General features: G+C 36.4%; 14 protein-coding genes. 12 read left to right on the forward strand and 2 right to left on the reverse strand.

Annotated elements, in window-relative coordinates:
• Window positions 1-147: 147 nt before the first annotated feature.
• Window positions 148-501: a hypothetical protein gene (locus QWY86_RS06030; RefSeq protein WP_290239799.1), complete on the reverse strand. Its 354-nt coding sequence runs from the start codon at window positions 499-501 to the stop codon at window positions 148-150.
• A gap of 937 nt (window positions 502-1438) precedes the next feature.
• On the opposite strand from QWY86_RS06030, the gene QWY86_RS06035 reads away from it, so the two are divergent.
• The 12 genes from QWY86_RS06035 to QWY86_RS06090 all read left to right on the forward strand — a co-directional run bounded on the left by QWY86_RS06035 (window position 1439) and on the right by QWY86_RS06090 (window position 11834).
• Window positions 1439-1849: a hypothetical protein gene (locus QWY86_RS06035; protein WP_290239802.1), complete on the forward strand. Its 411-nt coding sequence runs from the start codon at window positions 1439-1441 to the stop codon at window positions 1847-1849.
• Between the two features lie 799 nt (window positions 1850-2648).
• Entirely contained in the window at window positions 2649-3392 is a 744-nt protein-coding gene (locus tag QWY86_RS06040) for a glycosyltransferase family 2 protein (protein ID WP_290239804.1), read from the forward strand.
• A gap of 49 nt (window positions 3393-3441) precedes the next feature.
• On the forward strand, window positions 3442-3753 hold the full coding sequence (locus QWY86_RS06045) for a nucleotidyltransferase family protein (protein WP_290239805.1): 312 nt from the start codon (window positions 3442-3444) through the stop codon (window positions 3751-3753).
• Window positions 3740-4075 (forward strand): HepT-like ribonuclease domain-containing protein, encoded by a 336-nt coding sequence (locus QWY86_RS06050; RefSeq protein WP_290239807.1) that lies wholly within the window; start codon window positions 3740-3742, stop codon window positions 4073-4075. The genes QWY86_RS06045 and QWY86_RS06050 overlap by 14 nt, the downstream gene beginning before the upstream one ends.
• Before the next feature lie 163 nt (window positions 4076-4238).
• A complete protein-coding gene (locus QWY86_RS06055; RefSeq protein ID WP_290239809.1) occupies window positions 4239-5348 on the forward strand; it encodes an MraY family glycosyltransferase in 1110 nt (369 codons plus the stop codon).
• An 87-nt stretch (window positions 5349-5435) separates the two neighbouring features.
• Window positions 5436-6437, forward strand: coding sequence for a type I glyceraldehyde-3-phosphate dehydrogenase (gene gap / locus QWY86_RS06060; RefSeq protein ID WP_290239811.1), 1002 nt, complete (start codon window positions 5436-5438; stop codon window positions 6435-6437).
• A gap of 103 nt (window positions 6438-6540) precedes the next feature.
• Window positions 6541-6981, forward strand: coding sequence for a GNAT family N-acetyltransferase (locus QWY86_RS06065; RefSeq protein WP_290239813.1), 441 nt, complete (start codon window positions 6541-6543; stop codon window positions 6979-6981).
• A 3-nt stretch (window positions 6982-6984) separates the two neighbouring features.
• Window positions 6985-8178, forward strand: coding sequence for a phosphoglycerate kinase (locus QWY86_RS06070; RefSeq protein WP_290239814.1), 1194 nt, complete (start codon window positions 6985-6987; stop codon window positions 8176-8178).
• Between the two features lie 707 nt (window positions 8179-8885).
• Window positions 8886-9455, forward strand: a complete 570-nt coding sequence (locus QWY86_RS06075) for a Crp/Fnr family transcriptional regulator (RefSeq protein WP_290239817.1) — start codon at window positions 8886-8888, stop codon at window positions 9453-9455.
• A 77-nt stretch (window positions 9456-9532) separates the two neighbouring features.
• On the forward strand, window positions 9533-10462 hold the full coding sequence (locus QWY86_RS06080; RefSeq protein ID WP_290239819.1) for an alpha/beta fold hydrolase: 930 nt from the start codon (window positions 9533-9535) through the stop codon (window positions 10460-10462).
• 8 nt (window positions 10463-10470) lie between these two features.
• Window positions 10471-11367, forward strand: coding sequence for an SDR family NAD(P)-dependent oxidoreductase (locus tag QWY86_RS06085; protein ID WP_290239822.1), 897 nt, complete (start codon window positions 10471-10473; stop codon window positions 11365-11367).
• A gap of 311 nt (window positions 11368-11678) precedes the next feature.
• The gene (locus tag QWY86_RS06090; protein WP_290239823.1) at window positions 11679-11834 is read left to right on the forward strand and encodes a lmo0937 family membrane protein; all 156 of its coding nucleotides are present in this window, start codon (window positions 11679-11681) and stop codon (window positions 11832-11834) included.
• A gap of 427 nt (window positions 11835-12261) precedes the next feature.
• Here the strand turns inward: QWY86_RS06090 and QWY86_RS06095 are convergent, their stop codons facing one another.
• Complete coding sequence (locus QWY86_RS06095; protein WP_290239825.1) at window positions 12262-12711, reverse strand: GNAT family N-acetyltransferase; 450 nt, start codon at window positions 12709-12711, stop codon at window positions 12262-12264.
• Window positions 12712-13056: the final 345 nt, after the last annotated feature.

Raw genomic sequence — 13056 nt, forward strand, 5'->3', positions numbered from 1 at the left:
TAATTATCTGTAAAATTATTAGGAGAGTATAATCTTGATTAAAGAAAGTAAACCTGTTGCCAGTACTTAAGCTATTTAAATGACTACTGTACTTAAACCCCATAGTTCAAATTTTTCTCTCTATTAACATAATTTAATGCCATTTCATTACTCTGAAGAGTTGATATTAATATAATGGTTTTTTCTTTTAAAATGAAAATAAACCATAATAGAGGAAAAAAAAAGTAAAAAATATGTATTTGTATCTAAAGGGCATACAATTGTAAATCCACTTTTTGATGGGTTATGTACTGTTGACGCGTAATCAAGCTTGTTAATGTCACAACCAATCGCAACTGTGCCGCCAGATCCATCCGGACTCGGTCCATAAAAGTCACTGCCACCACTCACACAAGCCTCTGGTGCAGATGTATCATCGCTAAATATATAGCGATATTCATTTGCATTATTAGCGTTATTTGGATCATCAATATAAACGTTTCTAATCCACCGGGTATACATTCTGCCACCGACAAGGCACCCACTTGGGGGTGGAGGAACACTGCTCTTAGGAATTGAAGCCAAACAGTTTAAGCTGCACAACAGACTCATGCACATTATCGAAGCAGCTCTGGATACAGAGTTAAATTTACGCATCTTCTAAAATAAATAACGATAGGAGCAAATATAGAATTTTATAATGCTTTAGAAACAAAATCTTAAAAAGTTTAATCGATCGAGTTAACTTTCGATAGGGAGATCATCCTTACTTAGAACTTTATTCTATTAAGATGAGTAAATCAGATTCTTTGTCAAAATAATGTTTATTATCATTTTAGTTATGGAAAATAACTTATGGATAATCTCTTTTTTGCGGTGCTATCCTTGCTCTATTGAAATTACTCCCAATAATTAGTGCTTTCAGTATAATGATAGCGAAAATTGATACTGTATGTACTCCAGCTTATTCATTTTGTTCATGAAAATTGTCGACTCATTCGTTGATTCTTACACTAAAACTGATCTGAATGCACGCTTTGTTTACTATAGGATTTATTTGATGCATGCCAATCAAAATCGCACCCAAAAGTTTTAAAACTTATCTATAAGTTACAATGGTTAAGCATTATTTATGCTCTCTCTCTAAACTCAAGATAGAGGATAGATGCGAATTACTTTGCGTTTATGCTATCTTTATTTTTTAAATCTCTGATCCAGATTAGCGAATAATCCGGCATATCCACACAATCTCGCTACTAGTAGTTTATGGAAGCGAAGCATCATCTAAATGTTTCTTATAACATACACTCTCGAATTTCAGAAAATTGCATACAAATCTGAAGACATTTAATTCAAAGTCCTTGGGCTATTAATCCTGCTTAAACATCGATATTGAACAAAACGAACGTAGATTATAGTTCACAACCATAGTAACTTCGGTTATCAAAATATATGAAAGATGAGACGGGTGTGCTTAATTATTTTAATGTGTTTAACTTCTACTTATTCCAACGCTCAAGGTACGGCTGACGGATGTCTACTTCCAGATAATAGGGTTTACACAAGCTATAGTTCACTACTTGGTGCAAGATTATATTCTGGCGCTGAATTTACTTCACTTACTCCAAATTACTGTTCATGGAGCGCTTCGTCATCATCTTCATGCAATGTGTGTTTTGGCAGTATCAACGTTCTCGCACTATTATGTGTTGATGGACCAGTTGTTAGCGGTCAAAGAGCAATTTACACCATGGTCGAATGCGGACTGGACGATTACTTATGGACCTTTGGTGCCGCATTAGGCCTAACTGGAATATTCGGAATCAGAGGGAGGACAACATTAGCAATCTTAAATCACAAGAATAGGTAGATTAATTTTAATCTGTTGTACTTACTATAATTCCTTTCTGTCAGTTATAAACACTACAGTGCGTTTTAAAGGTTCAAGCCGTGAAATAAGCCTTAGAATGGCTTTTTATACTGGCAACTCATAAATTTGATGAAATTATTTCCTTGGTAACTCAATAAACTCGCCTTGATGTAGACTGTAATTGTAATCGATGCAAGTGAATACGCAACATTGAGAGCATTAATATCCAGCATCACCTAACACCTTTTTTTTATTATTTGCAAAGACAATGGCTCTGGGAATTATTAGCAAAGATGTTCAATAGACATCGGAAATATTTCAGGAATCCTGAATACTTTCATTGCATTTGCTAATAACTGTATGTTGCTTTTTTTTGTAGTAAGAATTTTCCTAGCTAATTCAGAGTTGATGGGCTTTATAGTAATCTGATTAGTCGCATCCATCCAGATATAATGTTATTAGAAAATGGATTCAGAAACAACAATAATTGGTATTTTAAATCCGAGATGATGATGATTGCAATGGCAAAATGCTAAATTATGCTTAAGCAGTATATTGCAATGAATTATCTTTGATTGGCCAACTGATCATTGATACCGAAATATGTAATAATTGCATGGTTCATTAAAGATACCGATTTACATTCAACTTCAATTACTCGACCTCAATCTAAACTGTGAATTATGGATGTTGAGCTGTTATTATTACTATCTCCCTATTGGTGATTGATATGCCTGTATTTTTTATCTTTACGGCAAATTTTGTAAGCAGAGAAAAAATTAAACAAATATAAGTTTAAATGAAGATATCTATCATAACTGTTGTATTTAATGGCGAAGCGTTTTTAGATAAATGCATAGAATCAGTAATAAATCAAAGTTATGCTGATATAGAATATATACTGATTGACGGTGCTTCTACCGATACTACAATTAGTATAATAAATAAATATAGAAAGAAAATCAGTAAATTGATTTCAGAACCCGACAACGGTCTATATCACGCCGTTAATAAAGGAATAAATTTAGCTTCTGGCGAAATCATTGGTTTGTTAAATGCTGATGATATGCTTGCAGATAATACCGTAATCACTCAAATTGTAAACTTATTTAAAGAAGATTCAGAACTAGAAGCGGCTTATGGTGATTTAAATTACATTCATCCAAATACTTTAAAAATTATAAGAAAATGGAAATCTAAACAGGCTGATAAAAGAGATTTAATAAATGGTTGGATGCCTGCCCATCCAACATTATATGTAAAAAAAAGCATCTTTAAAAAGTATGGAAACTATGCTTTAGATTTAGGCACAGCAGCCGATTACGATTTAATGCTTAGGTTATTATATGTACATAGTATAAAAGCTCAATACCTGCCAATACTTATGGTAAATATGCGCATTGGTGGATTGAGCAATGGAAGTTTGAAAGGAATTTTAATGGCGGCTAAGAATGATTTAACTGCGCTTAAAAGAAATAATCTGCCTTTTCCATTGCTGGCATTATTAAAAAAGAAATTTGCAAAAATTACCCAGTTTCTGTAAGTCTGCTTTTCTTGTTGTTACAGTTAAAATAATAAGGTAAATTTGTTTTATGACAAATATGGTTTCCAATAAACAAGCCCTTTTTTCTACTCTATTAGTCAACCGCAAAATGATTAAATCTTTTGGTGTGTCTAAACTTGGTGTTTTTGGCTCTTTCATAACTGGAAATCTAAAAACGAATAGTGATGTAGATTTTCTTGTCGAATTTCTTCCAGAAGAAAAGAGTTACGATAATTACTTGAATCTTTCATACTATCTTGAGGGACTACTCGGAAGAAAGGTGGAACTAGTTACACCGCAATCCCTAAGTAAACATATTGGGCCCTATATTTTAAATCAAACAGAATATGTTGCTATCTAATATTGAATTACTAAATCATATAATAGACGAAATATCATTTATCGAAGAAGCAACTAAAAATAAAGTTAAGAATGAGGTTATCTATGATCCTATATTGTCTCGTGCAATTATAAGAAGCCTGGAAATTATTGGCGAAGCATGCAGGAAGGTAGATCCTGATTTTAAGATTATTCATCCAAATATTGAATGGAGAAAAATGTCCGATACGAGGAATCGGCTAATTCATGATTATTTTGGAGTGGATTATGACATTGTATGGGATATTATAACTCAAAAATTGCCGGATTTAAATTTTGCTATTAGAGAGATAAACCGGATATAAAATTCCCTAGTTTTATATTTCTTTTGCTTAAAAGGAATTGAACAACTTTGAACCTTTTTTCTTTTAGAAAAGAGCTTAAATTTTTTGATATTTATCATGCTGGGCAGAAATGCTCACGACGATGATGATGCTTTTCCTATATTTGTAAAAACAAACAATCATTTTGTTAAAGATACTGCTGGAATCCAATCCCGAACTCTTCTACATCTCTATTGCTATTTTAGCAGCCTGTATGGTCATTTTCAGCATACCCTCGGTGATATATTCTTCCATTAAGTATAGTCTTTTCGATACCAATGATATGCATCGAAAAAACCACAATCGAAATATATCCAGGCTAGGTGGACTCGCTATCTTTGGAAGTTTTACAATTAGCGTTTTATTGTTTTCTGCAATTGTACAGTTTAAAGAAGCTAACTTCTTGATTACGTCCTGCATTATACTTGCTGCTCTGGGTTTAAAAGATGATGTCTATGGCAGCAATACCAGCACTAAATTTTTATTGCAATTAATTGTTGCAGTTATCCTGGTTTTCTTTGGAGGTTTCAGGTTAAGTAGTTTATATGGAGTATTGGGTATTGCGGATATGAATATGCTTCGGGGTGGGGTGTTTTCAGTTATCTTGATTATTTTTTTAAATAATGCATTTAACCTGATTGATGGTATAGATGGACTTGCAGGGTCGATAGGCATAATCGCGAATTTATTTTTCGGTGTGTTCTTTGCCTTAATGAATCAAGTGCCTTATGCTTTTATTGCCTTCGCGCTTGCTGGGGCTATAGCAGGTTTTATTAAATACAACTGGTATCCTGCAAAAATTTTCATGGGTGATACAGGAGCACTCATCATTGGCCTGGTAACAGCAGCATTGTCGATAAAATTTATTGAACTCAGTAAGTTTACCGGTGATTCAACACCTTTTGTTTTTTCAGCTCCAGCGATTGCAGTTTCCATTCTGATTGTGCCAATATATGATTCACTTAGAATTTTTTCGGTACGAACCATTAAAGGAAAATCACCTTTTACTGGAGACAGAAATCATATTCATCATCGGCTCGAAAGACTAGGATATAAACCTCCCCAAATTATTCTATTGACAGCAGGACTAAATATTTCGGTAATCACAATGGCCCTTCTCATGCAAGACTTGGGGAATTTCTTTTTGATTTTCTTTATAATCGGTCTTTGTATGATTTTTGATTTTGTGCTCTTTTACCGCCTGCGTAAAATGGATAATGCAAACCGCCGTAAAGAGTTATCGGAGAATTCGTAGTCTGTCAAATAATGCTAGTAGAATCGGGCATATTTATTCCTGTACAATCTGAAAATAAACATTAATTTTGCGCTCTAATTTGAGGTAATGAGAATAGCAATAAATGGCTTTGGTAGAATTGGCAGGACCTTTTTACGTTTAGCTTTGGAAGAAGGATTTGAAGTGGTGGCGATTAATGATTTATCCGAGCCGAAAACCATGGCACATCTTTTTAAATATGACTCTGTACATGGCTTATTTAAGGGAAACGTTGAAGCTCAAACAGATGCAATAGCAATTAACGGAATTTCCATTCCATTTTTTTCAATGAAGCACTGCATTCAGCTTCCCTGGGCAGCACTTAAAGTCGACATCGTAGTGGATTGTACAGGAAAAAACCTGACAAAGGAAGATGCGGAAGGTCATATTCATTCAGGGGCTAAGCAGGTCATTATCTCCGCTCCAGCGGCTGATGATATTCCAATGGTTGTACTTGGAGTAAATGATAAAAATATTGACTTGATGAGTCCGGTTTTATCTAATGCAAGTTGTACTACTAATAATATCGCTCCAATGATAAAAATCTTAAATGATAATTGGGGAGTGGAGGAAGGTTATATTACAACCGTTCATTCTATGACGGGCGATCAAAATCTGCATGATAGTAACCATAAAGATTTGCGTAGAGCCAGGGCAGCCTCTTCTTCGATTATACCAACAACCACAGGGGCGGCGAAAGCCATCACCCACATTTTTCCAGAACTGGAAGGAAGGTTAGGCGGTGCAGGTATACGCGTACCAGTCTTGAACGGCTCATTAACCGATTTCACCTGTATATTGAAGCAAAAAACAACAGTCGAAGAGATTAATAATGCTTTTAAAATGGCAGCTAGCAATGAATTATCAAACTTACTAGAATACACAGAAGATCCTATTGTGTCTGTTGATGTTATCGATAATCCGCATTCCTGTGTTTTTGATGCCCAGCTGACTTCAATTGTTGGAGACCTGGTTAAGGTGGTAGGCTGGTACGATAATGAATTTGGGTACAGCAGCCGGATTGTCGATTTGATAAAGAAAATCGAAGTTTTAAAAGCGACAGAAGGCTAACAATTTTGCTACTTGAAACAAACCAGAGTGAGAAAAAATTCATCTAAGGCAAAATTAACGGGAACGATTGCATAAATTTGAAAAGCTCTGAAATTAATAATTTATGGTAAAATTCATATCAGCCCAAGAAGTACTTCCGCTTCGAAGCATGATGCTTAGAAATGGAAAATCATTTGAGCATTGCATTTTTGATGGTGATGAAGCTTATGATACTTTTCACCTTGGCTATGAGCTTGATGGAGAAATCAGGTCTATTGCTAGCTTTATGCGTAACGATTTTTTTGAAAACCAGGGTGAGGGTTATCAGTTGAGAGGTATGGCTACGCATAGTGATTATAGCGGGAAAGGTTATGGCAAGGCACTGATTGATTTCGCAATCGAATACTTGAAAGAATACAAAACCAATTATCTGTGGTGCAATGCACGTTCGACGGCTGCACCGTTCTACGAAAAAATTGGTTTCACAAACGAATCACCAGAATTTGATATACCGGGAATTGGTTTCCATTATGAAATGAAATTAAACTTAAATCAAAATATATAAAACATGAGAACAATAGACCAGTTTAACTTTAAAGATAAAAAAGCATTGATAAGGGTAGACTTTAACGTGCCTTTGGATGATAACTTTAAAATTACTGATGATAAAAGAATGCGTGCTGCGCTTCCAACTATTCAAAAAATATTAAAAGATGGCGGATCAATAATCTTAATGTCGCATTTGGGTCGCCCTAAAGATGGCCCGACAGATAAATATTCTTTAAAGCACATCTTGGACGATTTATCTTCAATGCTGGATTTAGAAGTGAAATTTGCTGATGATTGTATTGGCGAAAGTGCCGTAAACCAGGCTCAAGATTTAGCTGCTGGTGAAGTATTGTTATTAGAAAACCTTCGTTTTTACAAAGAAGAAGAGAAGGGTGATAAAGCTTTTGCAGAAAAACTTGCTGCTTTAGGCGATGTTTATGTAAATGATGCTTTTGGTACTGCACACCGTGCACATGCTTCAACTGCAATTGTTGCTGAGTTTTTTCCAGATGCCAAATACTTTGGTTACTTGATGGCCTCTGAATTAGAAAATGTGGAGAAAGTGTTAAATCATCCCGAAAGACCATTCACTGCAATTATGGGCGGCGCTAAAGTATCTGATAAAATTCTTTTAATTGAAAAATTACTGGATAAAGTAGACAACCTGATTATTGGCGGTGGTATGGCTTATACTTTCGCAAAAGCGCAGGGTGGTGAAATCGGAACATCTCTACTTGAAGCGGATAAACAGGAACTCTCTTTAGAGTTAATTGAAAAAGCTAAAGCAAAGGGTGTGAATTTAATACTTCCCCTTGATACAGTGATTGCGGATAAGTTTGCAAATGACGCCGATAAAAAAGATGTAGATTCTGGCCAGATTCCTGCAGATTGGATGGGACTTGATATTGGTCCAAAATCCGTAACCTTATTCCAAGACGTAATTAAAAACTCTAAAACTTTGCTTTGGAACGGTCCGATGGGTGTTTTTGAGATGGAAAGCTTTCAGGTTGGTACTAAAGCTGTAGCAGATGCAGTGGTTTCGGCAACCAACGATAATGGAGCATTTTCATTGATTGGCGGTGGGGATTCTGCGGCGGCAATCGCTAAATTTGGCTTGGAAGATGAAGTAAGCTACGTTTCAACAGGTGGCGGTGCATTGCTTGAATATATGGAAGGCAAGGAATTGCCAGGCGTAAAAGCAATTAATGAATAAAAAATCAGAACTGTATAAATGGAAGGCTCGAATTAATTTCGGGCCTTTTATTTTCCAAAAAAGGTATATCACATCGGATATCCATTAAGGGTCCCGTTTTCGCCATTGGATTTATGTATATCTTTTAGCACAACTGCAAAGCTTAAAACAAGCATTATAAAAATAATCATTAACCAGTCAATCACCTTCAATTTTTTCATATTATCCAATCAATTAGGTTTATGAGTTGAGAATTTTGTAACCTCACTCAATAAGCAGGCCAGTCATTCGACCGTAAGTGTGTTTTTGATAAATAGAAATTAGCAACTATTGATTTTGGAAATTCCGTCAAATTTGCTGTGGCCGAAGACACGACCGGAGATTATAATACCAGTTCCGAATGAACAGACGGGTATAACTTTTGCACGCTTCCAACAAATAAAACTTCCTCAGCGGAGAGTGCCCCGATTAGGTGAAGTTCCAGCATACTACTTTTTATAAATTCTTTCAGCTCCATTGGTTGTATTAAGCCCTTATTTTTTGCCTTCATGTTAAAACCGCTATCTTTTCAAAGATTCCCCAACAGATTGGCTGCTTCTAGGATACTAAAGCCTTCAGATAGTACTAGCTTTTGAATGCATTTATGTTCTTTCGAACGGATAGCTTGTTTTTATTTAATTAAATTTGTGCGGCTCGGTATTGATTATACAGCGGAAAAAAAGATATAAATGGGAATTGAACAGTTCGTGAGATTTGTTAAGGGTATAGTGTCCATCGATGATTTGGACTTGCAATTGGTTCAATCAAAGTGCAGGCAAAAATTGATTCCAAAGGGTAAGCTATTATTAAAATGCGGTCAGGTTGCAAATCAGTATTACTTTATCGTATCTGGCGGACTGCGGTTTTACGATGCATCGGGTGAGCAGGAAAATACAACTTGGGTTTGTTTTAAAGATGAGTTTTTTACTGAAATATCCAGCCTTCACCCTCAAAAACCTACCCGTTTCAATATCGAGGCCATAGAGGAGACTGAGTTAATTGTTATTGATAAAAAAGATATGGATTTTCTTTATGCGCACTTAAGCAGTTGGGAAGAATTCGGGCGCAAAATCTGGGAGGCTACAACTGCCAGAATGGTTGATCAATTATTGAATTTCCAGACGTTGAATGCAGAAGAGCGTTATCTGCAATTTCTTAAAAGCGGTGAGCTGGTAAGGAAAATTCCGGTAAAACAACTTGCCGCTATATTGGGTATTACACCCAATGCATTGAGCCGAATCAGGAAAAATATCAAGTGATTCATTTTCTACCTTTTGGTAGTTTTACATGAGGTTCATTGCTGTAGATTTGATTGTATCAATTAAAAACAAATCAAATGACAACATCCATTGGAACAGCGCAACAAAAATTTTCAGACAACGAGCTTATTCAGGATTTCCTGGGATTTAGCAATCATTATGTCCAGGTTAATGGCGTCCGTTTACATTACATAGATGGAGGTTTTGGTGAAGTCATAATCTGCCTGCCGGGATGGCCACAGACCTGGTATTCTTACCGAAATATTGCAATTGAATTTTCGAAAACGCATCGCGTTATTGTTGTAGATATTAGGGGAATGGGCACTTCTGGTAAACCCGAAAGAGGTTATGATAAAAAGACGATGGCAGAAGACATCAACCAATTAATACGTTTGCTAGATTTAAAAAAAGTAACCATAATTGGTCACGATATTGGCGGAATGGTCGCGATGAGCCTGGCTTTCAATCACCCTGAAGTTGTTGGAAAATTGATTATAGCCGACGGGTTGCATCCTACCGAGGGCATATTGCAGATGCCGCTATTACCTGCACCAGGAAGTTTTGGTGAAAAAATGGATGCCAATATGCCATATGCTTGGTGGATGGGATTTAATCAAGTGAAAGGTTTACCTGAAAAAATTCTTGAAGGTCGCTTCCGGTTTCTGATAGATTACGTTTTTGATTATGTAATGATTGATGAAACCAAGATGAGTGAAAAGGAGCGCATGATCTATGCGGAAGCTTATGATGAGGCTGAGAGTATCAGAGCTTCCAATGCCTGGTATCAGGCATTTGGCCAGGATATAGAGGATTCTAAAAACTATCCGCAACTTCAAATGCCTGTTTTAGGAATCGGCAGCAATGTAAGCTCGCGGTTTATGGAGATGGCGATGCCTTATGTTTGCCAAAACAGCTATTTAGTCGCGCTTGCTAACGGCGGTCATTATATGTTTGAAGAAACCCCGGAGCAGGTGGTCGATGCCATTTATAATTTTTTAAAATCATAAATAAAACAATGAAGAAAAATATTTTGGTAGCAGGCGCTACTGGTCATCTGGGATCAATGATTTGTAAAGCTTTGATTGGTCAGGGCGCTAACGTGGTTGCCCTGGTAAGAAAAGAAAGTGATGCAGGGAGAATAGAATCGCTTGCTCAGAATGGTGCCACGGTGATTAAAGTAGATTTTAATAAGAATTCTGAAATCGCAAAAGCCTGTGAGGGAATAGACTGCGCGGTTTCTGCACTCGCAGGACTTGCCGAGGTGATAATTGATACTCAAAAGGCATTTTTGGATGGCGCCATAGCCGCTGGAGTTAAAAGATTTATTCCCTCTGATTTTTGTACGGATTATCGGCCATTAATACCGGGAGAGAACAGAAACTTTGATCTTCGGAGAAATTTTAAAGATTGTATCGATGAAAAGGACATCCAGGTCACTTCCATTTTTAACGGCGCCTTTGCTGATATTCTAAAATACAACACTCCGATTTTAAACCTTAAAAATAGAACGATAGCTTATTGGGGTGATAAAGCGGAGTGGAGACTTGATTTCACAACAATGGAAAACACCGCAGCCTTTACTGCTGCTGTAGCCCTAAAGGATGAAAGTCCAAGAGATTTGCACATAGCCAGTTTTCAAATCAGTCCGAAAATGTTGAAAGATAGTGTTAAGGCGATAAGTGGACAGGATTTTAACTTGCAAAAGCTGTCGGACTTGAATGAATTTTCAGGAAACATAAAAAAACAGCGGTCAGAAAATCCATCCGGTGAGCAGGAGTTATATGCCAAATGGCAGCAAGCACAATACATGTACTCGATGTTCACTACGCAACATCCAAAGCTAGATAATCAAAATTATGGTGAGATAAAATGGACTTCTGAGCTTGAATATTTAAATTCGTTTCTATTCTAAATAATCTGGAACCAGATTTATTTATGATTTTATTGTTTTGGTTTCGAAAACACTTTCTTTAACGGCCGAAAGTGTTTTTCCAGTATTTAGAAAATAAGTAGAAACTTTTAATTTTATTTGGTTGCTGAAAGAATCAATGTATTGTTCCTGATAGCATTGATTTTGAATATCGTTAGGTATAATGCGAAATGGATTAGTTGCTAGATTGCTCCCTTTACGATAACGGTTAACCCGAGTAAGATGGATAATTTAGCTAGGTGGCAATCCAAACAATTTGTTAAATGCATGGTTTGTGTAATAAAACTTATATCATGGGAAATATACTTTATTTAATTGCAGTTGTTTTGGTTGTAATCTGGCTAATTAGTTTTCTGGGAGGCTTTTATACCGGAGGAATTATTCATGCACTTTTGGTACTTGCAGTGATTGCAGTACTCTGGAGATTAATTGCCGGTCGCCGTGTTTAAAAGCTTATGTCTTTAAGGGCTTGTGCTGGTAATTAAAAAAATTAATTAATCGAAAAAAAGGCGATGCATCGCCTTTTTAAATCATAAACTACTTAACTTACGATCTAAGGCTATCAAAGGTGCCAGCTAAGCTGCCACTAATGTTATTACTTAATCAGAGCGAGGCACTGCCAGACTCATTTCCATGGAGCCTAGTATTGGAGAATGATAAAAGATTGCCATTATTCAGCGCACCGTTCAAACCACCAGAACTTGCGGAAGTGTTGCTGCTTAAGATACCACAACCTTTACATTTCGTTTAAATTCAATTCTTGCATTTTCATAATATTCAAGTTTTGTTTTGCCTATTCTGTTATAGATTTCCAGCTCATTCTGTTTCCGGGGTTTCCAGTCGTTTAGATAATCAACGTGGCGTTTACTGCAAATATTAATCGCGTTCACAATGCTGGCGAAGTTGCTTAGGGCCCTGCGGGAAGATGAATGCTGTTTTCTGTTTTTTCCAGCCCAGGCTCTGATAAAACTTGTCTGCCCCTGGCGCAGCACTAAGGGTTACAAAATGATATCCTGCTAATTGAGCATTGAGCTCGTTCACCAACCTTTTTCCGATGCCTCGACCTTGGTAAGCTGGGCAGACCACAATGTCTGCAAGCAATGCATAATACCTTCCATCAGAAATGGTTCTTCCAAATCCTATGAGGATTTCATCTTCATACACAAATAAGGTATTGCTGCTTAAACTAAACGCTTCACGTATTTCATGTGGTAGCCTAATTCTCCAATTGATTTGCTCGAATAGGATGACCACCCTTTGCCAATCAATTCCACTTAAATCAGGATTAAGGCTGAAGCGATACGGTAAATCATTATTAACATTCATATTTAATTTGTTTAACTGTTTTAGCTAATTGATATGGTGCCTCGAGATAAGCTACTCGACCGCTCGTGGGTATTTTGCACTCACAAATACAAATCCCATCTCACAAAGTTTTAAAAAAAGGTTTGAGAAAGATTTTAGAGGATAAATACCCAAAGCTTAGGTATAAATCGCTTTGTCTATCCTGAGGGCACTTAAGAGAAAATGCTATCATCGCCGGAAAGCACAGCTTCGCCCAACAGGCCGTTGCAAATTAGAAAAAGAAATCAAAACTATTGCCAATTCTCAGAGTTCTCTATAGGTTGCAGGCAATCATGATAATAGGCCAGCTTTACGAATTAATTAACT

This window comes from Pedobacter aquatilis (genome assembly GCF_030409415.1).
Lineage (GTDB): Bacteria > Bacteroidota > Bacteroidia > Sphingobacteriales > Sphingobacteriaceae > Pedobacter > Pedobacter aquatilis.

Bases quoted from the DNA above. Each gene is read 5' to 3' on its own strand.
- QWY86_RS06030 (WP_290239799.1), bottom strand. From the start codon at position 501: ATGTATACCCGGTGGATTAGAAACGTTTATATTGATGATCCAAATAAC.
- QWY86_RS06035 (WP_290239802.1), top strand. From the start codon at position 1,439: ATGAGACGGGTGTGCTTAATTATTTTAATGTGTTTAACTTCTACTTAT.
- QWY86_RS06040 (WP_290239804.1), top strand. From the start codon at position 2,649: ATGAAGATATCTATCATAACTGTTGTATTTAATGGCGAAGCGTTTTTA.
- QWY86_RS06045 (WP_290239805.1), top strand. From the start codon at position 3,442: ATGACAAATATGGTTTCCAATAAACAAGCCCTTTTTTCTACTCTATTA.
- QWY86_RS06050 (WP_290239807.1), top strand. From the start codon at position 3,740: ATGTTGCTATCTAATATTGAATTACTAAATCATATAATAGACGAAATA.
- gap (WP_290239811.1), top strand. From the start codon at position 5,436: ATGAGAATAGCAATAAATGGCTTTGGTAGAATTGGCAGGACCTTTTTA.
- QWY86_RS06065 (WP_290239813.1), top strand. From the start codon at position 6,541: ATGGTAAAATTCATATCAGCCCAAGAAGTACTTCCGCTTCGAAGCATG.
- QWY86_RS06070 (WP_290239814.1), top strand. From the start codon at position 6,985: ATGAGAACAATAGACCAGTTTAACTTTAAAGATAAAAAAGCATTGATA.
- QWY86_RS06075 (WP_290239817.1), top strand. From the start codon at position 8,886: ATGGGAATTGAACAGTTCGTGAGATTTGTTAAGGGTATAGTGTCCATC.
- QWY86_RS06080 (WP_290239819.1), top strand. From the start codon at position 9,533: ATGACAACATCCATTGGAACAGCGCAACAAAAATTTTCAGACAACGAG.
- QWY86_RS06085 (WP_290239822.1), top strand. From the start codon at position 10,471: ATGAAGAAAAATATTTTGGTAGCAGGCGCTACTGGTCATCTGGGATCA.
- QWY86_RS06090 (WP_290239823.1), top strand. From the start codon at position 11,679: ATGGGAAATATACTTTATTTAATTGCAGTTGTTTTGGTTGTAATCTGG.
- QWY86_RS06095 (WP_290239825.1), bottom strand. From the start codon at position 12,711: ATGAATGTTAATAATGATTTACCGTATCGCTTCAGCCTTAATCCTGAT.